We start from the raw sequence: 19,590 nt of genomic DNA, 5'->3' as shown, positions 1-19,590 counted from the left end.
CATGGAGTTCGTCAAAATTCATCGCAGGTTTGCGAATAATAATCTGGAAGTTGGATAAAATTTTCGATATTTATTGAGAATGGAAGAAAAAATTGATGATGTAGATCGGATTCTCCTGCGCGCCTTGCAGGCTGATGGCACCCAGTCGCTCGAATTGCTGGCGGGCCGCGCGGATATATCGACCAACACGTGCTGGCGAAGGGTCAAGCGGCTGGAGGACAGCGGCCTGATCGCGCGCCGGGTTGCGCTGATTGATCCGGAAAAGCTGGGCCTGAACCAGACGATCTTCGTTGCGATCCGCACGCGTGACCATTCGGCGGGCTGGCTGAAGCGGTTTTCCGATGCAGTGCGCACCATTCCGGAAGTGGTGGAATTCTACCGGATGGCGGGCGATGTCGACTATTTGCTGAAAGTGCAGGCGCGCAGCGTCCAGGACTATGACCGGGTCTACAAGGCGCTGATTGCGCGCGTTGATATCGCCGATGTCAGCGCAACTTTTGCGATGGAGTGCCTGAAGAACACGACCGAGCTGCCAGTCTAGCGCAGCATGGCCGTTTCGGTGAAACCGGGGACATGCAGCATGCGGTTGAGGCCGAGACAGGCGGCAAGGGGTTCATCCTTTGGGGTCTTTTCCACGCTGTCGGGCTTCTTGAGATAGGCCAGAAGGTCGCCTACTGCGCCGCGCTCCAGTTCGTCCAGCGTGATGTCATCCGTGACGTCACCGAGAAGGGTGGATTTGCGACATGTCAGCTGTTCGGCGATGACAAGGGGCTCTGCAGCCTCGCCTGAGCGGATTGCGCGCCAGGCTGCCTGCTGCGGTGCGGTGCGGATCAGGATGGCGGCGGGCAGGCCATTTCCGGAGGGAACGGCGAGCCAAAGCGCGCTTACACTTGTGCGTGATTCGCGCGCCGCGTAGCGGACCGCGTAGATCGTCCCGTCCGAAAATTTACGGGCTGAAAGTTGAGCTGCATCCGAAGCATCAAGCCCGGCGAGCCAGTCAGAGATGGCAATATTGCGGGACTCGCGAGCGCGGGCGGCGTCGCCGGTGACCATGAGGGCGACTGCCTGGTCCATGCGTGCGGAAGGTTTGAGCCTCGCACCAGCCTGGATAGCCGCGCCATAATGGGCGACGGCGCGGCTGGCATTTCCGAGGTCGACCGCGGCGCGGGCGGCAATGACATGCGCCTCGCGGATTTCCAGCCGGTCAGGGCAGGCGTCGATGAAGGCTTCGGACGTGCGCAGGAAATAGGCTGGACTGCCTTCCTCGGTGGGGGAGGTGATTGCCTCGTGGAAACGTCCGGCCTCAGATAATCCACAGGCGCTTTCGCCATGAGCGTACTGCGTGAATCCGATGAGGGTGCTGACGCTTGAAGCGATGACCGCTGAGGCGAGTTTGAGGGCGAAGCGGGGCTGAGCCATTGGAAACATCCTTGCTATTCCGACAAGGAAAATTCTCAGACCTGCAGGAACGCCCGTTCAATCGCCCACCAGAGCCCTGTTGCCCCGATGACGGCTGAGACGGGCCAGACCAGGACCGGCCGGTAGAGTTGCATCTGCCCGACCCGGCTGAGAACGCCCTTGAAGTAGAGCGATGCTGCAAAGGCCATGCCGATCACGGCGAGCTGGCCGAATTCCACGCCGACATTGAAACCGAGCAAGGCGGGCAGGAATACATTGTCCGGCAAGCCAAGGTCTCCGAAGGCGCCGGCGAAGCCCATGCCGTGGATGAGGCCGAACCCGAAAGCGAGCAAGGGGCGCCAGGCCACGGTGTCCTTGAAAAGGATGTTCTCCAGTGCAGCCCAGGCAATGGTCAGCGCGATCAGCGGCTCGACGATTCCCGGCAGCGGCGCGATCATCCCGGAGGCCGCCAGCCCAAGCGTGGCGGTATGGGCAATGGTGAACGCCGATACCTGAAGGAGCAGCGACCTCATGCGTAGGCTGGACAGGAAAAGCGCCAGCACGAAAAGGATATGGTCGATGCCTCCCGGCAGGATGTGCTGGAACCCGATATGGATATAGAAAGCGAAGGTCGCGAAACCCGGCCGTTCGAGGTTTACTTCATCCGGCTCTGCCGCTGTGTCGGACACCGGCTTTTCAGGCATCACATTTTTCTGGTCGAGCTTTGCCAATTCGCGGCAGAGCGCGGGATCCATGCCCCCGTTCGGCGTGCAAAGTTCGTCTTCCGGATGGGCATGGGCCTGAAGCGGGACAGACGTGCTGACAACCATGAAACAGGCCAGCGCGGCGATCAGGCGGATGGCCAGCGCCATCATGGGCGCATATCGATAAGGTCGTGCGTGCCGAACGGGCCATCATGAGGCGACCGGTCCGGGCCGTGAATCGGCAGCACGGCGATCAAGACTGCGATAAGCACGCCGCCGCCGAGCGCCAGGAAGCTGCGCAGGGGTGGCTCTTCCTTCAGCGGCTCCATCAACGGACCGGTTGCCACATAGAGCAGAAGGCCCGCCGAGATGGCGAACAGGTTGCCGACGGCTTCGGCCCCGAGCCCGTACATGAAAGGTACAGAGGCGATGACGCCCAGAGGGGTCGAGACAGCGGCGGCGAGGAAGGCGAGCAGGAAAGATCGGCTGTTGCGAAAGCCATGGTGGCGCAGGATCGCAAAAGCGATAATGCCTTCGGGAAACTTGTGCAGCAGCAGTGACGAAGCGGCATAGACGCCGGAGGAAAAGCTTGCGGCGAACGTGACCGAGTAGATGATCCCGTCGATGAAGGAATGCAGCGCAATGGCCATGACGGGTGTTGCTGCCGCAGCGTGGCCATCTTCGCCGCCTTCTGGGAACAGAACACGGACCAGGAAACTGAGCAACAGCCCGCCAAGGAATCCGGTGAGGATGAGGGCCGGAGCGTGGCGGCTGAGCGCGAAGGCTTCCGGCGTGATGTGAAGCAGGCTGAGCGTCACCAGCATGCCACCAGCCGCCAGCGCGAACAGGCCGGAATGGCGCGCGCTCCAGTCACCACGCGCGGCAACGGCGATCAGGGCGACCGTTGTCACAAAGGCAGCGATCAAGCCGAAGAATAAAGGTGCCTGCATGGATTGGAGCATAGGTGGGAATGCGGTCTCAAGGGGGCCGCGCGGGCCGGGAAAGAAATATCAGGACAAAGCTGCGGCGAATTGCGTTGATGTGCCCTTGTGCAAGAATGTTATATAGTCTCATTATCCAAATCGCGAGAACAAATTTGCTGTTCGTGTGTTTTCCCGCAGTGTGGCATCAGGAGGCCCTTCGACGATGTTTACTTCACCGCGCCTGCTTTTGTGCCTGATGATTGGCGTTCCGATGCTGGGTCTTGCAGGTTGCGGACGCGATTCGGCGCCCGCTGCGCCGCATGAGCCGGTGGACGCCGACGTGCCAGTGACCGAAAACGTTGAGCCGGTGGTTACTCAAACGGCCGACGTGGAAAATCCCGCAGCCGGCGGCGAAGCGCACGTGCATGGAGCCGGCGAGTTTGCTGTGGCGGTCGATGACGATGTGCTGACGGTGACGCTGGACGCGCCGCTGGCGAATTTCGGCCTGGGCGAAGGCGATACGGACGCGCTGGAGGTCAGCACCGGTATTGCCGACGGACTCGTGCGTTTCGAGGGAGGTGCCAATTGCCTGCCCGGTGACCGGCGTATCGAAACACGAACCGAGGGCGGCCATAGTGGGCTGACACTGACATTGTCCTTTACCTGCACAGATATCGAAAAACTTGAAGGCGTCCGCCTGAATGCATTTACTGAGTTCCCGGGATTTGAGACGGTCAGCGCCATCTTCATCGGCCCTGAGTCTCAGGTTGCCAGCGTTCTGACTCCGCGCAATCCTGAACTATCGACGCGCTAGACGCCGGAACGACTGCATGATTGACCCTGCCATACAGATCGAAGGCCTGCGCTTTGCCTGGACGGACGGCGAGCCTGTGCTGGATGTGCCTGCCTTCTCCCTGGCGCGCGGCGAACGCCTGTTCCTGCGGGGGGCTTCGGGCTCTGGCAAGTCGACGCTGCTGGGCGTGATTGCCGGCGTGCTGCAAGCCGATGCCGGGCGCGTTGAAGTGCTGGGCAAGGAGCTGGGGAGTCTCTCCAGCGCGGCGCGCGACCGGATGCGGGCCGACCATCTCGGCGTGATTTTCCAGATGTTCAATCTCGTGCCTTATCTCTCGGTAGTCGGGAATGTGACCCTGCCGCTGAAATTCTCGCGCCTGCGACGCAAGGCCGTTGGCGGCGACGCAGATGAAGAAGCCCGGCGCCTGCTCGGTCGCCTCGGCCTGACCGATGAAGCGTTGCTGGAGCGGCGCGTTTCGGACCTCTCGGTCGGCCAGCAGCAGCGCGTGGCGACGGCGCGGGCATTGATCGGCGGCCCCGAAATCGTAATCGCCGACGAACCGACCTCGGCGCTTGATGCGGATGCCCGCGACCGGTTCATTGAATTGCTGTCCGAGGAAGCTGCCCGCACCGGCGCAGCGCTGTTGTTTGTCAGCCATGATGCTTCGCTGGCGCGCATGTTCGATCGGGCTGTGGACCTCACCGAAATCAACCGGGCGAGGATTGGCGCATGAGAGCCATCCTTTCGCTTGCATGGAAGAGCCTGGTGAACCGAAAGGGCTCGGTAATCCTGACCCTGTTGGCGGTTGCCCTGTCGGTGGCATTGTTCCTGGGTGTCGAGAAAGCACGGACCGGTGCGCGGGATGGATTTGAGAACACGATTTCGGGGACCGACCTGATTGTCGGCGCGCCGACGGGCACCGTGAACCTGCTGCTGTATTCCGTTTTCCGGATGGGCAATGCGACAGCGGAAGTTTCCTGGCCGACTTACCAGAAAATCGCGGCGCGCCCGGACATTGGCTGGACGGTGCCGATCTCGCTTGGCGACAGTCATCGCGGCTTTCGCGTGCTGGGGACGACGGGCACCTATTTCGACCGCTATAAATATGGCCGAGGGCAGGGCCTTGAATTCGGCAGCGGCGCGCGGTTCGATGACCTTTTCGATGCGGTGATCGGCGCCGATGTGGCGCGCGAGCTCGGCTATGAGATTGGATCGCCTATGGCGCTGAGCCATGGACTCGGCGATGCGAGTCTGGGCGGCGGGCACGAAAACCGCCCATTCCGGGTCGTGGGCATCCTGGCGCCGACCGGTACGCCGGTGGACCGGACCGTGCACGTCTCGCTCGAAGCGATCACGGCCATCCATGTTGGCTGGGAGACGGGGGCGAAGAATCCGCTCTCGGACACGATCGACGAAACGATGATCCGCAGCTTTGACCTGACGCCGAAAAGCGTGACCGCGATCCTGGTCGGGCTGAAACAGAAAGGCACGATCCTGACGACGCGCCGGGCGATCAATACAAACAAGGGCGAGCCGCTGATGGCAATCATGCCGGGCGCGGCGCTGGCTGAATTGTGGAGCGTCACGGCCTTTGCCGAGCGGGCGCTGATGGCGGTGTCGGTATTTGTTATCGCGGTGGGCCTGGTCTCGATCCTGACCTCGATCCTGACAAGCCTGAACGAGCGTCGGCGCGAGATGTCGATTCTCCGGGCCGTAGGCGCGCGCCCGGGGCATATTTTCAGCCTGCTGGTGCTGGAAGCCGGCCTTGTCGGTTTCCTCGGCGCGCTGGCTGGTATCGCCCTGATCCATGCCGTGCTGGCGGTCGCCGGCCCGGTGGTGGAGGCGCGCTATGGCGTGTCGCTGGCGGGTACGGGACCAGGATTGACCGATGTCTACACGTTGCTTGCGGTGACGCTGGCGGCGCTGCTGATTGGCATGGTGCCGGCCTGGGCGGCGTTCCGCCGGTCGCTGGCCGATGGCCTGTCTGTGAAACTGTGACAGTCCGAACCGATGAAACCGTCTGGCCCTGCCAGCACCCGGAGCCTATGTAGAAACCCATGAAACTGATCCAGAGCCTTGCTTCCGCCGCGCTGATTGCGCTTGTCGCCGCCTGTGGCCAATCCGGCGAGACAGAGACGCCGCCCATCGCGGCGGTCGCTTCCACCGCAGATGCGGGACCGAAAGTCGGCGACAAGATCGGCGAAAGCGATGCCGAGAAGGCCGCCCGGAAGGCCGAGAAAGACGCCGCCATTGTTGCCAAGGCGGCAGAGACGGCACGGATCAAGGCAGAGTTGGAAGCGCGCGGCATTCGCAGCGTTCAATGGGAAGACCTGATGCCGGAAGGCGAGGAAGAGCGCCGCGCCCAGATGTATCAGGCCCAGATGGCGACGCTCTATTCCAGTGCGCCAATCGCCGAAGGTTCGGCCGCAGATACGTCGGTTCAGATCGGCACGTTCAATACGGTAGGCGCACTGAACGGTGTGAAGGTGCGTATCCCGGGCTACACGGTGCCGTTCGAGTACGGATCGAAAGCCGAGATCACGCAATTCCTGCTGGTGCCGTATTTCGGCGCCTGTATCCATTCGCCACCACCACCGCCTAACCAGACGATTTTCGTCAGGACCGATACGCCGATCAAGCTCAAGGACCTGGCGCAGGCCGTCTGGATCGAAGGCACGATGCTCACGCAGACGCAGAATTCCGATCTCGCAGACGCCGCCTATACGATCGAGATGACGAACATCGAGAAATACGAGTACTGAGACCAAAAAGAAGGGCAGCCAATCGGCTGCCCCTCTCATACTCTACCTGGTACTCTACTGCTCGCAAGCCTTAAGGAAAAAGTCCTAACGCTTTACGAACCTCGTAGTGTCGGCCTATTTGGCGCCCTTGGCCAGCAGGTTGCGGATTTCCTCGAGGAGGACTTCCTGGCGCGGTGGCGCTGCCGGTGCGGCCTCTTCCTTTTTCTTCAGCGAGTTCATGCCCTTGATGATGATGAACATCACGAAGGCGACGATGATGAACGAGATCAGCGCGCTGAGGAATGCACCGATATCGACGATCGCAGCGGGCTGGACCACTTCGCCAGCGGCGTCGAGGACAGCCGGTGAAATCGTGTAAGTCAGTGCTGCCAGATCGATACCGCCCATGATCGGCGCGAGGATCGGCAGGAACACGCCCTGGATGAACGCGGTTACGACGGTTGCGAACGCGCCGCCCATGACAAAGCCGACGGCCATGTCGATGAGATTGCCCTTCATGGCAAATTCTTTGAATTCCTTGAACATTAAATACCCCTCCTAAGGTTGGTTGTCCCACTCGCCAGTGGAAATAATTCCTACTTCTCGAATAGAGGGTCAAGAAGCTTCAACAGCAGGGCGAGTCGGCTGGCGGCGGGCCTATCTGGCTTCGGGGTCTTCGCCGCCATTGACGCGGGCACGCAATTCCTTGCCTGCCTTGAAGAAGGGGACTGCCTTTGCCGGAACCTTCACGGGCTCGCCCGTACGAGGGTTGCGGCCTTTGCGGGCATCTCGCTTGCGGACGGAGAACGCGCCGAAGCCACGCAGTTCGACCCGATCACCGCGCGCGAGGGCTTCGCCGATTTCGTCGAGAATGACATTGACCACACGCTCTAGGTCCTCCTGGCGAAGGTGACTGTATTCCGAAGCGAGTTTCGCGATGAGTTCAGACTTTAGCATGTGGTTGTTATTAAACGCATTTGCGGCGGGAGCGCTAGGCCCCCGCCGCAAACATTTCGCCGAATTTAGGAAGCGGTTTCCCGCTTCGGATCAGGCTTCGTTCATGAACGCTTCGGCCTGGCCCTTCCAGTCGTCACGTTCCATCCGGCCCTGGAAGCTGAGTTCTTCCTCGAGTTCGTTGATCTGAGCCTCGTTGAGAGCGGCAACCTGCCAGAAGTGGAAGATGCCGGCTTCGTGGAGCTTTTTCTCGAACGCCGGACCGACGCCCTTGATCTGCTTCAGATCGTCGGCGTCGCCCTGCGGCCCGGCCAGACGGCCACGCGCGTCGAGCGATGCTGCGTCGCCTGCCGGAGCAGCCGCCGCTTTCTTCGCCTTGGGCTCTGCCTTTGGCTCAGCCTTGCCAACTGACGAGGAGGCGAGGGCTGCACCGAGGATGTCGCCGAGCGAGGCACCGGCATCAGCCGAACCGTATTGTGCGACGGCATCTGCCTCTTCGGCAATCTCGAGCGCCTTGATCGACAGCGACACGCGGCGCGAGCCGCGGTCGATGGTGAGGACCTTGGCGTCGACCTTGTCGCCGACAGCAAACCGTTCGGGGCGCTGATCGGCCCGGTCGCGGCTGAGGTCGGAGCGGCGGATGAAGGATTTCATCGCTGGCGAACCGAATTCGACTTCGATACCGCCCGAGGTGATCTCGGTGACGGTGCAGGTGACGATCGAGCCGCGCTTCACGCCAGCGCCGCCGTCTGCAGGAGCTGCGATCGGGTCGCCGCTGAGCTGCTTGATGCCGAGCGAGATACGCTCTTTTTCGATGTCGACGTCGAGCACCTTGGCCTTGACCATGTCGCCCTTGTTGAAGCCTTCAATGGCCTGCTCGCCGGACTTGTCCCATGCGATGTCATTGATGTGCACCATGCCGTCGAGGTCGGGGCCGAGGCCCACGAACAGGCCGAACTCGGTGATGCCGCGGACTTCGCCCTCGATTTCAGAACCGACCGGATGGTCAGCGACGAATGCGGTCCATGGATTGTCCATGGTCTGCTTGAGGCCGAGCGAGATGCGGCGCTTTTCGCTGTCCACATCCAGAACTTCCACGTCAACTTCCTGTGTCGTGGACAGGATCTTGCCGGGATGAACGTTCTTCTTGGTCCAGCTCATTTCGGAGACGTGGATCAGGCCTTCGACACCATCTTCCAGTTCCACGAACGCGCCGTAGTCTGTGATGTTGGTGACCTGGCCCTTGAGGCGAGCGCCGACCGGATAACGCGAGTCGATACCGTCCCATGGGTCGGAACCGAGCTGCTTCATGCCGAGCGAGATGCGCTGGGTATCAGGGTTGATCTTGACGATCTGCACTTCGACTTCCTGGCCGACTTCAACAACCTGCGAGGGGTGGTTGATACGCTTCCAGCTCATGTCGGTGACGTGCAGCAGGCCGTCGATGCCGCCAAGGTCCACGAACGCACCGTAATCGGTGATGTTCTTGACGATACCTTTGCGGACATCGCCTTCCTTCATGTCCGAGACGATCTCGGCACGCTGTTCGGCGCGGCTCTCTTCAAGGATTGCGCGGCGCGAGACAACGATGTTGCCACGGGTGCGGTCGAGCTTGAGGATGGCGAATGGCTGGATCTCGCCCATGAGCGGACCCACGTCGCGGACCGGGCGGATGTCCACCTGGCTGCCGGGAAGGAAGGCGTTGACGCCGCCGAGGTCGACGGTGAAGCCGCCTTTGACGCGGCCGGAAATAGCGCCTTTGACGGGCTCTTCCTTGCCGAAGCTGCGCTCGAGCTTGATCCAGCGCTCTTCGCGGCGCGCCTTGTCGCGCGAGAGGACAGCATCGCCGAGGGCATTCTCGATACGGTCGAGATACACGTCGATGATGTCGCCGGTCTTGGGCTGCTCATCTTCGAGTGCGAATTCCTTGGTCGGGATACGGCCTTCGGTCTTGAGGCCGATATCGACGAGAACGTTTTCGTTCTCGATGCGAATGACGGTGGCCGGGATTACCTGGCCTTCCTGCATTGCGCCCGCGGCAGCGGACGATTCGAACATTGCCGCGAAATCGTCGGTTGATGGGTTCATCTTGTCAGTCATTGTGTCTCCGGGGACGGGGCGAACGGTTCAAGGCGGGCGTGCACCATTGCAGCCCGCGTCGGAACGACCCGTTAGAGTGGTCTGTCATCTTCAGAGCGGTACCACCTGTTTGGATTTGAGCCCTTTTGAGGCCCTTCAGGCGGTCTTTCCACGGGCGAGAACGGCCTCAACAGCAGCAATCGCCTTCTCCACTGCGGCGTCTATAGTCAGATCAGTGGTATCGATCAAGACCGCATCTGTTGCGATGGTGGCCGGGGCATCCTTGCGCGACTGGTCGCGCTCATCGCGGATGCGCAGCTGCTTGATGACCTCTTCAAGCGTAATGTCCTGTCCGTAGCCGACATATTCCTTCCAGCGCCGGTAGCCGCGCTGTTCGACATTTGCATCGACCCAGAGTTTCACATCAGCGTCTGGCGCAATCACCGTGCCGATATCGCGTCCGTCCAGCAGGGCGCCTCCGGCCTGAAGCGCAAAGGCGCGCTGCAGGTCGAACAGGGCCTGGCGGACTTCGGGAACAACGGCGACCTTGCTGGCCGCCTTGCCGGCCTCTCCGGTGCGCAGGTCGGCTTCGTCAAAATCGGTGAGGTCGAGGCTGGCGGCGATGGTAGCAAGGCCGGTAGCATCATCCAGCGCAACACCCTGTTTGATCGCGGCAACGGCCGTGGCGCGGTACAGGCGACCGGTGTCCATGTGCGGCAAGCCGTAGCGCGCCGCGAGGCGTTTCGCGATCGTGCCTTTGCCTGAGGCCGTGGTTCCGTCGATGGCGATGATCATGCGCGCGGGGAGTGAGCGAAGGGCGCGGCAATGTCAAGCAGGTGCGACGCTTGAGTGGGGGCGGGGTCAGGCAGGTTCCTGAACGAAGCCCTTCCACGTTTTCATATAGTTGACGAAGGCGTCGCCGAGACCCTCCTGGCGAAGGTGAGGCTCCGGCACGGGCAGGGCAATCGGCGTGAAATCCGGATCGGCTTCAAGCTTTTCCGGGAAATCATGGTGGAGGATCGCTCCGCGGCCGATAACGACGAAGTCCAGCCCTTCGTCGAGCGCCTTCTGGCAGGCGGCACCTGTCGTCAGCTTGCCGGCGGCGCCGAGGCGGCAGTCCCCGCGCGGCAGGTCTGTGAACCAGCCGAGCAGGCTGCGCGAATGGTGGGCCTCGTCAGCAGGCAATTTGAATGTGTCCCACAGCGACATGTCGAGATAGTCGAGCTTGCCGGACACCATAAGTTCTCCGGCGAGGCGGCGGATCTCCATGAGGTCCATCCCGAACCGCTCTGGCGAGAGGCGCACGCCGAGCGAGAAGTCCTTGCCGCATTCGGCACGCACTGCATCGATCAGATCCTTCAGGAATTTCACGCGGTTCTCGTAGGAGCCGCCATATTCGTCATCCCGCTGGTTCACTTCCGCGCTGATGAACTGGCCGATCAGGTAGCCATGCGCTCCGTGCAGCTCGACGCCGTGGAAGCCAGCCTTCTCGGCGCGCCTGGCGGCAGCGACGAAGGCATCGAAGGACTGCCTGACTTCATCGCCCGACATGGCGCGCGCGCCGAATTCGGCATTGTCGGACGGGCAATGTGGCGCTTCGCCGATCAGCTCTTTCGGTGAGCGCATGCCGGCATGGTGCAGCTGGACAACGGAATGGCTGCCAGTCTGGTTGATGGCTTCAGCGAGGCGGGCGAGGCCTGGCAAGTGCTTGTCATCGAAGATACCGAGTTGGCCGGGAAAGCCCTGGCCGGTGGCCTGAACATGCGCTGCGCAGGTCATGGTCAGGCCGAAGTTGCCTTCGGCCCGCATCGTGAGCCAGCGGAACTCGTCGTCACTGAGCGTGCCGTCCGTGTGGCTTTGCAGGTTTGTGAGCGGCGCCAGCATGAAGCGGTTCTTCATGGCCGGGCCATGGGCGAGCGGGAGGGGAGAGTGAAGCGAAGTCATTCCCCGACAATCGCGTTGCCAGTGCCGCCGTCAAGTTTGCCGCAGGGGAAGCTCAGCTGTCCGAAATATCCGCGCCCAGCGCGGCCATGTGGGCAAGGAAGTCCGGATAGCTGGTCGCAATCATGGCGATGTCGTCAACGCTGACCGGTTTCTGTGAGGCGGTGCCCATGACGAGGGCGCTCATAGCGATACGATGGTCGTGGCGGGTCTCGACCAGGCCGCCGCCGGGTGGCGGGCCGCCGCATCCCTGAACGATGAAGCCGTCTTCGCGCTCTTCGGCTTCGACGCCATTCACGCGCAACATGTCGACCACGGCCTTGACCCGGTCGGTTTCCTTGACGCGGAGTTCCTCTGCGCCCGTGACAATAGTCTCTCCCGTCGCAAAAGCGGCGAGAACCGCCAGGATCGGGAATTCATCGATCATGGAGGGAACCAGCCGTTCGGGCACAGACCGGCCGATCAGGGCGGCGCTGCCGGATTGGATGTCGATCAGGCGTTCGCCGGCGGCGTCGCCTGTGTCTTCCGCGCCGAGGCGCGCGCCCATCAACTCAGCCATGTCGAAGAAGCCGGACCGGGTCGGGTTGGACATGACGCCCTCGACCATGACGTCACCATTCGGCGAGATCAGGCCAGCTGAGATGAGGAAGGCGGCCGAGGACGGGTCGCCAGGAATGGCCGCCTCGATGGCCGAAAGGCGTTGGCCGCCGACAAGCGATATCGTGCGGGCCTGTCCGGCGCCGCGCGTGACGCCGACGTCAGCGCCGAAGCCGCGCAGCATGCGTTCGGTATGGTCGCGCGTCGGTTTGGCCTCTTCGACAATGGTGGTGCCCTGCGCGTTGAGGCCAGCGAGCAGGACAGCCGACTTGACCTGCGCGGAGGCTTGAGGTGGCGCATAGGTAATGGCCTTGAGCGCTTTCGTGCCCGTCAGGCGGAAGGGGAGGCGACCGTCAGGCTTGGCGGTATCTGTCAGGCCCATGAGGCGCAGCGGCGCGAGAATGCGGTTCATCGGCCGGGCGCTGAGGCTCGCATCGCCGCAGAGCTCGGCAGTCAGGCCATAGCCAGCCATCAGCCCCATCATCAGGCGCGATCCCGTACCGGAATTGCCGAAGTCGAGCGGGGCAGCGGGCGAGGTGAGGCCGCGGGGCCCGGTGCCAGTGACCTGCCACTGGCCGGGGCCGGTCTGCGTGACCGTGGCGCCGAGCGCGGCCATCGCGGCGCCGGTGCGCAGGACATCGTCACCTTCCAGCAGGCCGGAGAAGTGGCTGGTGCCGCTGGCGATCCCGCCAAGGATAAGCGCGCGGTGGCTGCAGGATTTGTCTCCCGGCGCGCGGATTGTGCCTTGCAGGCGGCTTACGGGGCGGCTGGTCCAGACCATGGGAAGATTCCGATTGCGCTGTTCTTACATGAATTCGGGCTTTGACAGCGCGCGGCGTTCATGGCAAGCGCCCGCCCAGACCAAAATCATTGAAACGCTGGAGGGAGCCGCCCCGTGTCGAAAGACAAACTCGGAACCAAGCAAGTCTGCCCGGACTGCGAAGCCCGCTTTTACGACCTCCACAAACGCCCCGCTGTTTGCCCCAAATGCGGAACGGAATTCGATCCTGAAGACGAGGTCATCAAGACCACGATCACGAAGGTGAAGGCAAAAGCAGCCCGCGCGGCCGTCAAGTCTGACGATGATGACGACGAAGACGATGATGACGAGGACGCTGCTGCCAAAGGCACGGACGACGATGACGACGAAGTCGACGACGAGGAAGACGCTAAGGAACTCGGCGGTGAAGAAGCCGAAGTGATCCTCGAAGGCGCGACTGATGACGACGAGGAAGAGACGAGCGGCACCAAGGTTCCGGCCGGCTTCACCGAGGAAGGCGTCGACGATGACGACGATGACGATGCCGTTCTCGCTGATGACGACGATGATGCGTTCGCCATCGACGAAGATGACGATGACGATGATCCGCTCGTGCTCGATGATGAGGATGAAGATTAGGGCTTGAAAGGCGCGCCCGGCGCGTCTACTTCTCGCCCTTCCCAGAATGGGGCCATAGCTCAGTTGGGAGAGCGCTTGCATGGCATGCAAGAGGTCGTCGGTTCGATTCCGTCTGGCTCCACCATTCTTTCTTGATTCAGCAGGTTCCGTATCGGCCCTTCGGGGCTCACCCGAAACGGGATCGGGGCTATTACAGCTCTGAAAATATTGCTAAATCAACGGTGCAAGGTGCTGGATGACGGTCACTTGTTTGTGAACACTATCTCACTTCCGCCATATCCCCGCGCTTGAAGCGGCCATATTGCTCCCCCATCTTGAACCTGAACGAAGGGTCCGCCCCTTGAAGGCACAGTCACCGGCTCTTGGCGTTCGGTATCTGTCTTGTGACGGAAAGGATTGGAATGATGACGACTGAACTGAAAACGAACCCGTTTGAAAGCGACGCCTTCGTCTACATCCGCCACCTGGATGCGGACGAATTGCAGAGCCTTCTGCCCGCAAATGAAGTCAACCAGATCAAGGATCCGGATGAGCTCTTTGTGGTCCTGTCAGCCGACGGCGTACGTCTGGCTGTTGTCGAAGGCCGTGAAGCCGCCTTTGCTGCAGCGCTTGCAAATGACCTGAAGCCGCTCAGCGTACACTGACAACGGCTTAACCACCCCTTGCTTTTCCCCGGTTTGAAGTTGACACTTGTGTCACCGAAAGCCGGGGAGGACACGGGACAATGAAATTTCATGGAACCTGGACTGCAGCAGTCGCTTTGTTGGCGCTGGCCGCGTGTAGCCCGAAACCGGCGCCTGAGGCCACCGCGCCCGCGCTGCCGTCTGTCGTGTCTGCCGAAGGCGACTTCGCCGCCAATCTCCAGACTGCCCTCATCGAGGCCAAGCCCGGTGACACGATCCGCCTGCCGGAAGGCGTGTTCAACCTGACCACGGGCCTGTCGCTCGATGTCGAGGGTGTGACCGTGCTGGGCGCCGGGCAGGACAAGACCATTCTCGACTTTTCCGGGCAGACCGGAGCGGGCGAAGGCCTCCTGGTGACGTCTGACAACGTCACCCTGATGGCGTTCGGCATTCGCGACACCAAGGGCGACGGGATCAAGTCCAAGGGCGCTGACGGCATCACCTATCGCGACATTACGGTCGACTGGTCCGGCGAACCGGACGAAAGCAATGGCGCCTATGGCGTTTACCCGGTGGAATCACGGGATGTGCTGGTCGAGAACGTGACCGTACGCGGGGCTTCAGATGCCGGTATCTATGTCGGCCAGTCGGAAAATATCATCGTGCGCAATTCATTGGCCGAGTTCAATGTTGCGGGCATCGAGATCGAGAATTCCAACAATGCGGATGTGTACGGCAACATTGCCCGCGATAATACCGGCGGCATCCTGGTTTTCGACTTGCCGGACCTGCCGGTCATCGGCGGTCATTCGACGCGGATATTCAACAACCAGATCGTGCACAATAATACGCGCAATTTCGCGCCTGCGGGCAATATTGTCGCCGGGGTACCGTCCGGTACGGGTGTGATCATCCTGGCCAATCGCGACGTGCACGTGTTCGACAATGATTTTGCCGACAATCGCTCCGCGCATGTGCTTTTGACCGCTTACACCGAGCCGTTCACGGATGAGCGGTATAATCCGCTGCCGCGCGATATCGTGGTGCGGAACAATCGCTGGTCGGGCGGTGGTACGGACCCGCAGGGCATGATGGCGCCCATGGCGGAGGCTCTGGGCGGCACGCTGCCGGCGATCGTGAGCGACGGCGTGACGCGCTGGCCGGGCGTCGAGGCGCAGGTGGTGAATATCGTCATCGACGAATCGCCGGAGGTGGGTTTCGTGAATCTCGGAGTCGGCGCGTATCCGATCAATCCGGAAACACTGGCGCCAAGCATGGACCGTCCTCAGGGCACGCCGGTGGCCGAACCAGCCGCCGTGAAGCTGCCGCAGGATGCTGAATAGGACGCTGCCGCGATGATGCGACTGGCCGGCCTCATTACAGCGCTTCTGCTGCTTTCTGGCTGCAGCGCGCGGGGCGGTGAGGTCGGCGGACCGGACGCGGCCCTGTTGCTGGCGGACGCGGCAGCGCCGAGACTGGCGGACTACGGCTTCTTCAGCGATGCTGCAGCGGACCATCCGGTGGATGGCGTCGTGCCCTATGACCTGATCAACCCGCTATTCTCGGATCATGCGATCAAGCATCGATTCGTGTACGTGCCGAAGGGCAAGTCGGCCACATATTCGGCAGACAGCGTGATGGACTTCCCTGTCGGCAGCGCGCTGATCAAGACGTTTGCTTTTGCGCCCGACCTGCGGGCGCCGGGCGTACGCGAATACAAGGTCGAGACGCGGGTGCTGATCCGCAAGGCGGATGGCTGGGCGGCGTTTCCCTATGTCTGGAATGCGGAAGGTACCGAAGCGCTTTATGCGCCAGCAGGCGCCCGGCAGGCAATTTCGGTTGTGGGTCCGTCAGGAAACCCCCTTTCGATCGATTATGCCGTTCCGAACAAGAACCAGTGCAAGACCTGCCACCAGGATGGAGACGCGGTGCTGCCGATCGGGCCAAAGGCGCGCAACCTGAACCATGACGGCCCCGCCGGCGTGAACCAGGTTGCCGACTGGCAGGCGCGCGGCTTGCTGGTAGCCGTGCCTGAAGACGTGCCGGCGGCGACGGCCGTGTATGATATCAGCCTTCCGGTTGCAGGCCGGGCGCGGGCCTATCTCGATATCAATTGTGCCCATTGCCACAAGCCAACAGGGTCTGCGTCGAATTCGGGGCTCTGGCTCGGGGCAGGGGAGACGTCTCCGGTCAAGCTCGGGATCGGCAAGCACCCGACAGCGGCGGGGCGCGGGTCGGGCGGCATCACCTATGTGATCGCCCCCGGCGACCCGGATCGTTCGATTCTGGCCTACCGGATGGCCTCGGACGAGGCAGGTGTCGCCATGCCCGAGCTAGGACGAAGCGTGATCGATGATGACGGCGTGGCGCTGGTGCGCGACTGGATTGCCGGCATGGACGCCGCAACCGCGCCTGCTAAAGAGCAGCCATGAGCACAGATTTACAGATATTCATTGATGGCGACGCCTGCCCAGTGAAGGACGAAGCCTATCGTGTGGCGGTGCGTCACGGCGTGCCAGCGGTGCTTGTGTCCAATTCCTATATTCGCATTCCCGAACACGCGCTGATTTCGCGCCAGATCGTGACGGATGGGTTTGACGCCGCCGATGACTGGATCGCCGAGCGGGCGCACGCCAGGAGCGTTGTCATAACGGCCGACATCCTGCTGGCTGACCGCTGCCTGAAGGCCGGGGCGAAAGTAATCGGAACGACTGGAAAACCGTTTACGGACGATTCCATCGGCGCCGCTGTGGCCACCCGGGCTATCCTGGCGGACCTTCGCGTCGGTATCAGTGAGGCCGGGGCCCCGCGCGCCGGCGGCCCGGCGCCATTCACCAAGGCGGACCGGTCGCGCTTCCTGTCGGCGTTGGATGAGGCGCTGGTTGCGCTGAAGAAGGCCACTTAGGCGCCCTCACTTGCGCCGTTGCGGTCTTCTTGCCATGAGGGGGCAAGCCCGCGCCGCCTTGGCGCCCATGCCGGGGATGCCGTTTGAGCCAGTCGTCAATACGTCTTGAGATCCATGCGCCGTTTGGCGAGATTATTCTCAACAAGCCCGGCAAGCGCAATGCGTTGTCGGTCGACATGTGGGCGGCCATTCCGGAACTGATCCAGCGGGTCGAAGCAGCGGAAGCCGTGAAAGTTGTAATCCTGCATGGCGGCGAAACCGGCGCATTCGCGGCAGGCGCGGATATTTCGGAATTCTCGACCATCTATTCAACACCGGAAGCGGCGGCACAATCGGGCGAAACGATTGCTGCTGCATTGAACGCGATCGAGCACTGTCCGAAACCGGTGATTGCGGCGATTGACGGCGCCTGCGTTGGCGGGGGTATGAGCCTCGCCATGGCAGCCGACCTGCGAGTCGCTGGCGAGGGCGCACGTTTCGGGATCACGCCAGCCAAGCTGGGCATTGTTTATCCAGCGGGAGATACGCGGCGACTGGTAACCGCCATTGGCGCGTCGCGGGCGAAAGACATCCTGTTCACAGCACGCATCTTTGATGTGGCGGAGGCAAGCGAGCTCGGCCTGCTCAACCGTGTTGTCGGCGCAGGCGAGGCGCTGGCGGGCGCACGTGCGCTTGGCGAAGCAGTGGCGGCGACCTCGCAATGGTCGGTGCGCGCGATCAAGCGGATGGTTGCCGGAGTGGAAGCCGGGTGGGAGGAGACCTCGCCTGAGGCGGCGGCCTTGTTTGTCGACGGATTCTCCAGCGAAGACTTCGTCGAGGGGTATTCGTCCTTCCTCGACAAACGCCCTGCAAAATTCACGTTCAAATGATCGACACGGCATTCGCGCAATTGCGGGCCCTGAAGCCTGGTCCGGCCCGGGTATATATCGCAGGCTGCAGCGGCGAGCCCGTGGCGCTGGCGGCTGCCCTGCGCGCTGAACCGGAACTCGCGCGCGACCTGACTTTTGTGGGTGTGCCGGTGCCAGGCCTGAACCGGACCGACTGGGCTGGCTTGCACGAGTCCGCCCGCGCCGAGATGCCGTTCCTGTATGATGACATGCGCGCGTCCTTCGATGCCGGGAAGATACGCCTGCGCCCTATGCATTATAGCGACAGCTATCGCGACATGGTCAGCGGGCCGATTGACCTGGCCGTGGTCATGGTGTCACCGCCGGACGCGGATAGGCAGGTCAGCCTTGGCGTGTCGGCAGATTTCTCGGGCGCGGTTCTTGCCCGGACAGACATTCCCGCCATGGCGATCGTGAACCCCAACATGCCTGCGCCAGCAGATGCGCCGCGCGTGCCGCTGTCGCGGTTTTCTGTTGTCGCCGAGGATGACACGCCGTTGGTGGAGCTGAGCGAATCCGCCCTGCCGCCGACCTTTGCGCGGATCGGCGAGACGATTGCCGGGCTTGTGGGCACGGACGCGGCCTGTTTGCAGTTCGGGATCGGCAATGTGCAGCAGGCGGCTCTCAAGGCATTGTCCGAGGCTGGCGGCCCGGCAAACCTGCGCATCCATTCCGGATTGGTGACCGATCCCGTGCTGGGCCTGATCGATGCCGGGCGTGTGGCGGATGATGCCGGTGCGATCCTGACAGGTGTCGCGATGGGTACAAGGGCACTCTACGAGCGGGTGGCGCGTGACAAACGATTCCGTTTCCGTGCCGTCGATGTGACGCATGGCATAGACGTGCTGGCAGCGATTGAGCGCTTCGTGGCGATCAACTCTGTGCTGGAAGTGGACCTGTTCGGTCAGGCCAATGCGGAATTCATGAGAGGGCGGCAAGTGTCGGGCATTGGCGGACTTGCGAATTTCCTGCGCGGGGCAGCTGCGTCGAAAGGCGGTATGCCGATTGTTGCACTGCCGTCGACTGCGGCGAAGGGAACCGTCAGCCGCATCGTGCCGCGTCTTGGGCCGGAAGCGGTGAGCTTGCCACGTTCGGATGTTTCCTGGGTCGTGACGGAACATGGCGCGGTTGACCTGCGCGGCGCCGACATCGACATGCGGGCCGAACGCCTGATCTCGATTGCCGATCCGGCCCACCGTGATGGCCTGGCGGATGCGTGGGCCGGGATGCGCCGCACGGTCTAGAGGTTGAACTGTGTCTGGGTGGTCAGGCTGACCAGTTTGCCGTCTTCGGTTTCGACGCGTGTCTGCCAGACCTGCAAACGTCGCCCGATGCTGATGGGCAAGGCTGTAGCGCGCAGGACCGTACCCGCTGGCGCGGCGGCAATGAGATTGGTCTTGCTCTCTGTCGTGGTCGTGCCCTTGGCGCCTTCAGGCAGGTTGAGGAAGGCGGCGACCGCGCCGACGCAATCGGCCAGTGTCATCAGGAAACCACCATGAGCGATGCCGCCGGCAGTACACTTGTCTGCCTCGACCGTCGCTTCGGCGACTACGCAGTGTTTCGTGGCTTTGACCATTCTGAGGCCGATCAGGCTGGCAAACGGCATTGAGGCGACAATGGCCTGCATGGGATCCTTGGTCATGGCA

Annotated in this window: 21 protein-coding genes, 1 tRNA gene and 1 pseudogene; 13 read left to right on the top strand and 10 right to left on the bottom strand. The window is 62.2% G+C overall.

Annotated elements, in window-relative coordinates; translation table 11 throughout:
• Positions 1–79: 79 nt before the first annotated feature.
• Entirely contained in the window at positions 80–541 is a 462-nt protein-coding gene (locus AC0L7I_RS02265; RefSeq protein WP_473397914.1) for an Lrp/AsnC family transcriptional regulator, read from the top strand.
• Here the strand turns inward: AC0L7I_RS02265 and AC0L7I_RS02260 are convergent.
• From AC0L7I_RS02260 to AC0L7I_RS02250, 3 genes are read right to left on the bottom strand one after another with little or no spacing between them, the layout of a single operon-like run.
• Positions 538–1,419, bottom strand: coding sequence for a hypothetical protein (locus tag AC0L7I_RS02260; RefSeq protein ID WP_473397913.1), 882 nt, complete (start codon positions 1,417–1,419; stop codon positions 538–540). The genes AC0L7I_RS02265 and AC0L7I_RS02260 overlap by 4 nt on opposite strands.
• A gap of 35 nt (positions 1,420–1,454) precedes the next feature.
• Positions 1,455–2,273, bottom strand: a complete 819-nt coding sequence (locus AC0L7I_RS02255; RefSeq protein WP_473397912.1) for a HupE/UreJ family protein — start codon at positions 2,271–2,273, stop codon at positions 1,455–1,457.
• Positions 2,270–3,052 carry a ZIP family metal transporter gene (locus tag AC0L7I_RS02250; RefSeq protein ID WP_473397911.1) on the bottom strand — a complete coding sequence of 261 codons (783 nt, stop codon included), beginning with the start codon at positions 3,050–3,052 and terminating at the stop codon, positions 2,270–2,272. Before AC0L7I_RS02250 ends, AC0L7I_RS02255 begins: the two co-directional genes overlap by 4 nt.
• A 196-nt stretch (positions 3,053–3,248) precedes the next feature.
• On the opposite strand from AC0L7I_RS02250, the gene AC0L7I_RS02245 reads away from it, so the two are divergent.
• Genes AC0L7I_RS02245 through AC0L7I_RS02230 form a run of 4 tightly spaced genes read left to right on the top strand, consistent with a single transcriptional unit; the run spans position 3,249 to position 6,580 of the window.
• On the top strand, positions 3,249–3,839 hold the full coding sequence (locus AC0L7I_RS02245) for a ZrgA family zinc uptake protein (protein WP_473397910.1): 591 nt from the start codon (positions 3,249–3,251) through the stop codon (positions 3,837–3,839).
• Positions 3,840–3,855: 16 nt separating this feature from the next.
• Complete coding sequence (locus AC0L7I_RS02240) at positions 3,856–4,551, top strand: ABC transporter ATP-binding protein (RefSeq protein ID WP_473397909.1); 696 nt, start codon at positions 3,856–3,858, stop codon at positions 4,549–4,551.
• The gene (locus AC0L7I_RS02235; RefSeq protein WP_473397908.1) at positions 4,548–5,816 is read left to right on the top strand and encodes an ABC transporter permease; all 1,269 of its coding nucleotides are present in this window, start codon (positions 4,548–4,550) and stop codon (positions 5,814–5,816) included. Before AC0L7I_RS02240 ends, AC0L7I_RS02235 begins: the two co-directional genes overlap by 4 nt.
• Before the next feature lie 59 nt (positions 5,817–5,875).
• Complete coding sequence (locus AC0L7I_RS02230; protein ID WP_473397907.1) at positions 5,876–6,580, top strand: DUF3299 domain-containing protein; 705 nt, start codon at positions 5,876–5,878, stop codon at positions 6,578–6,580.
• 114 nt (positions 6,581–6,694) lie between these two features.
• Here AC0L7I_RS02230 and mscL read toward each other — a convergent pair whose 3' ends face one another.
• The 6 genes and pseudogenes from mscL to aroA all read right to left on the bottom strand — a co-directional run bounded on the left by mscL (position 6,695) and on the right by aroA (position 12,911).
• Positions 6,695–7,105 (bottom strand): large conductance mechanosensitive channel protein MscL, encoded by a 411-nt coding sequence (gene mscL, locus AC0L7I_RS02225; protein WP_473397906.1) that lies wholly within the window; start codon positions 7,103–7,105, stop codon positions 6,695–6,697.
• Between the two features lie 111 nt (positions 7,106–7,216).
• Positions 7,217–7,567, bottom strand: a complete 351-nt coding sequence (locus AC0L7I_RS02220) for an integration host factor subunit beta (RefSeq protein WP_340694015.1) — start codon at positions 7,565–7,567, stop codon at positions 7,217–7,219.
• Positions 7,568–7,933: 366 nt separating this feature from the next.
• Positions 7,934–9,613, bottom strand: a pseudogene (rpsA, locus tag AC0L7I_RS02215) (30S ribosomal protein S1); the annotation flags it as partial.
• A 135-nt stretch (positions 9,614–9,748) separates the two neighbouring features.
• Positions 9,749–10,387, bottom strand: a complete 639-nt coding sequence (gene cmk / locus AC0L7I_RS02210; RefSeq protein WP_473397905.1) for a (d)CMP kinase — start codon at positions 10,385–10,387, stop codon at positions 9,749–9,751.
• 66 nt (positions 10,388–10,453) lie between these two features.
• Positions 10,454–11,536, bottom strand: coding sequence for an NADH:flavin oxidoreductase (locus tag AC0L7I_RS02205; RefSeq protein WP_473397904.1), 1,083 nt, complete (start codon positions 11,534–11,536; stop codon positions 10,454–10,456).
• Positions 11,537–11,588: 52 nt separating this feature from the next.
• Positions 11,589–12,911: a 3-phosphoshikimate 1-carboxyvinyltransferase gene (gene aroA, locus AC0L7I_RS02200; protein WP_473397903.1), complete on the bottom strand. Its 1,323-nt coding sequence runs from the start codon at positions 12,909–12,911 to the stop codon at positions 11,589–11,591.
• A 114-nt stretch (positions 12,912–13,025) separates the two neighbouring features.
• On the opposite strand from aroA, the gene AC0L7I_RS02195 reads away from it, so the two are divergent.
• The 8 genes from AC0L7I_RS02195 to AC0L7I_RS02160 all read left to right on the top strand — a co-directional run bounded on the left by AC0L7I_RS02195 (position 13,026) and on the right by AC0L7I_RS02160 (position 19,188).
• Positions 13,026–13,529 carry a TIGR02300 family protein gene (locus AC0L7I_RS02195; RefSeq protein WP_473397902.1) on the top strand — a complete coding sequence of 168 codons (504 nt, stop codon included), beginning with the start codon at positions 13,026–13,028 and terminating at the stop codon, positions 13,527–13,529.
• Between the two features lie 48 nt (positions 13,530–13,577).
• Positions 13,578–13,653 (top strand) — tRNA-Ala (locus tag AC0L7I_RS02190).
• A gap of 277 nt (positions 13,654–13,930) precedes the next feature.
• A complete protein-coding gene (locus AC0L7I_RS02185) occupies positions 13,931–14,173 on the top strand; it encodes a DUF1150 family protein (RefSeq protein ID WP_473397901.1) in 243 nt (80 codons plus the stop codon).
• A gap of 80 nt (positions 14,174–14,253) precedes the next feature.
• Positions 14,254–15,495 carry a parallel beta-helix domain-containing protein gene (locus AC0L7I_RS02180; RefSeq protein ID WP_473397900.1) on the top strand — a complete coding sequence of 414 codons (1,242 nt, stop codon included), beginning with the start codon at positions 14,254–14,256 and terminating at the stop codon, positions 15,493–15,495.
• A 12-nt stretch (positions 15,496–15,507) separates the two neighbouring features.
• Positions 15,508–16,584 carry an SO2930 family diheme c-type cytochrome gene (locus tag AC0L7I_RS02175; protein WP_473397899.1) on the top strand — a complete coding sequence of 359 codons (1,077 nt, stop codon included), beginning with the start codon at positions 15,508–15,510 and terminating at the stop codon, positions 16,582–16,584.
• Positions 16,581–17,057 (top strand): YaiI/YqxD family protein, encoded by a 477-nt coding sequence (locus AC0L7I_RS02170; protein WP_473397898.1) that lies wholly within the window; start codon positions 16,581–16,583, stop codon positions 17,055–17,057. The genes AC0L7I_RS02175 and AC0L7I_RS02170 overlap by 4 nt, the downstream gene beginning before the upstream one ends.
• An 83-nt stretch (positions 17,058–17,140) precedes the next feature.
• On the top strand, positions 17,141–17,926 hold the full coding sequence (locus tag AC0L7I_RS02165) for an enoyl-CoA hydratase/isomerase family protein (RefSeq protein WP_473397897.1): 786 nt from the start codon (positions 17,141–17,143) through the stop codon (positions 17,924–17,926).
• On the top strand, positions 17,923–19,188 hold the full coding sequence (locus AC0L7I_RS02160; protein ID WP_473397896.1) for an acetyl-CoA hydrolase/transferase family protein: 1,266 nt from the start codon (positions 17,923–17,925) through the stop codon (positions 19,186–19,188). The genes AC0L7I_RS02165 and AC0L7I_RS02160 overlap by 4 nt, the downstream gene beginning before the upstream one ends.
• On the opposite strand, the gene AC0L7I_RS02155 is transcribed toward AC0L7I_RS02160, so the two are convergent.
• Positions 19,185–19,586, bottom strand: coding sequence for a PaaI family thioesterase (locus tag AC0L7I_RS02155; RefSeq protein ID WP_473397895.1), 402 nt, complete (start codon positions 19,584–19,586; stop codon positions 19,185–19,187). The genes AC0L7I_RS02160 and AC0L7I_RS02155 overlap by 4 nt on opposite strands.
• Positions 19,587–19,590 lie beyond the last annotated feature (4 nt).

It is taken from the genome of Hyphomonas sp. J20-32 (assembly GCF_055808555.1).
Note: the sequence above shows the minus strand (reverse complement) of the source record. Positions and strands in the feature narration are given on the sequence as shown.

Coding starts and splice junctions, on each gene's coding strand:
- AC0L7I_RS02245 (WP_473397910.1), top strand. CDS start 3,249: ATGTTTACTTCACCGCGCCTGCTTTTGTGCCTGATGATTGGCGTTCCG.
- AC0L7I_RS02155 (WP_473397895.1), bottom strand. CDS start 19,586: ATGACCAAGGATCCCATGCAGGCCATTGTCGCCTCAATGCCGTTTGCC.
- AC0L7I_RS02250 (WP_473397911.1), bottom strand. CDS start 3,052: ATGCAGGCACCTTTATTCTTCGGCTTGATCGCTGCCTTTGTGACAACG.
- AC0L7I_RS02240 (WP_473397909.1), top strand. CDS start 3,856: ATGATTGACCCTGCCATACAGATCGAAGGCCTGCGCTTTGCCTGGACG.
- AC0L7I_RS02230 (WP_473397907.1), top strand. CDS start 5,876: ATGAAACTGATCCAGAGCCTTGCTTCCGCCGCGCTGATTGCGCTTGTC.
- mscL (WP_473397906.1), bottom strand. CDS start 7,105: ATGTTCAAGGAATTCAAAGAATTTGCCATGAAGGGCAATCTCATCGAC.
- AC0L7I_RS02235 (WP_473397908.1), top strand. CDS start 4,548: ATGAGAGCCATCCTTTCGCTTGCATGGAAGAGCCTGGTGAACCGAAAG.
- AC0L7I_RS02255 (WP_473397912.1), bottom strand. CDS start 2,273: ATGATGGCGCTGGCCATCCGCCTGATCGCCGCGCTGGCCTGTTTCATG.
- AC0L7I_RS02185 (WP_473397901.1), top strand. CDS start 13,931: ATGATGACGACTGAACTGAAAACGAACCCGTTTGAAAGCGACGCCTTC.
- AC0L7I_RS02260 (WP_473397913.1), bottom strand. CDS start 1,419: ATGGCTCAGCCCCGCTTCGCCCTCAAACTCGCCTCAGCGGTCATCGCT.
- aroA (WP_473397903.1), bottom strand. CDS start 12,911: ATGGTCTGGACCAGCCGCCCCGTAAGCCGCCTGCAAGGCACAATCCGC.
- AC0L7I_RS02205 (WP_473397904.1), bottom strand. CDS start 11,536: ATGACTTCGCTTCACTCTCCCCTCCCGCTCGCCCATGGCCCGGCCATG.
- AC0L7I_RS02170 (WP_473397898.1), top strand. CDS start 16,581: ATGAGCACAGATTTACAGATATTCATTGATGGCGACGCCTGCCCAGTG.
- AC0L7I_RS02180 (WP_473397900.1), top strand. CDS start 14,254: ATGAAATTTCATGGAACCTGGACTGCAGCAGTCGCTTTGTTGGCGCTG.
- cmk (WP_473397905.1), bottom strand. CDS start 10,387: ATGATCATCGCCATCGACGGAACCACGGCCTCAGGCAAAGGCACGATC.
- AC0L7I_RS02160 (WP_473397896.1), top strand. CDS start 17,923: ATGATCGACACGGCATTCGCGCAATTGCGGGCCCTGAAGCCTGGTCCG.
- AC0L7I_RS02175 (WP_473397899.1), top strand. CDS start 15,508: ATGATGCGACTGGCCGGCCTCATTACAGCGCTTCTGCTGCTTTCTGGC.
- AC0L7I_RS02265 (WP_473397914.1), top strand. CDS start 80: ATGGAAGAAAAAATTGATGATGTAGATCGGATTCTCCTGCGCGCCTTG.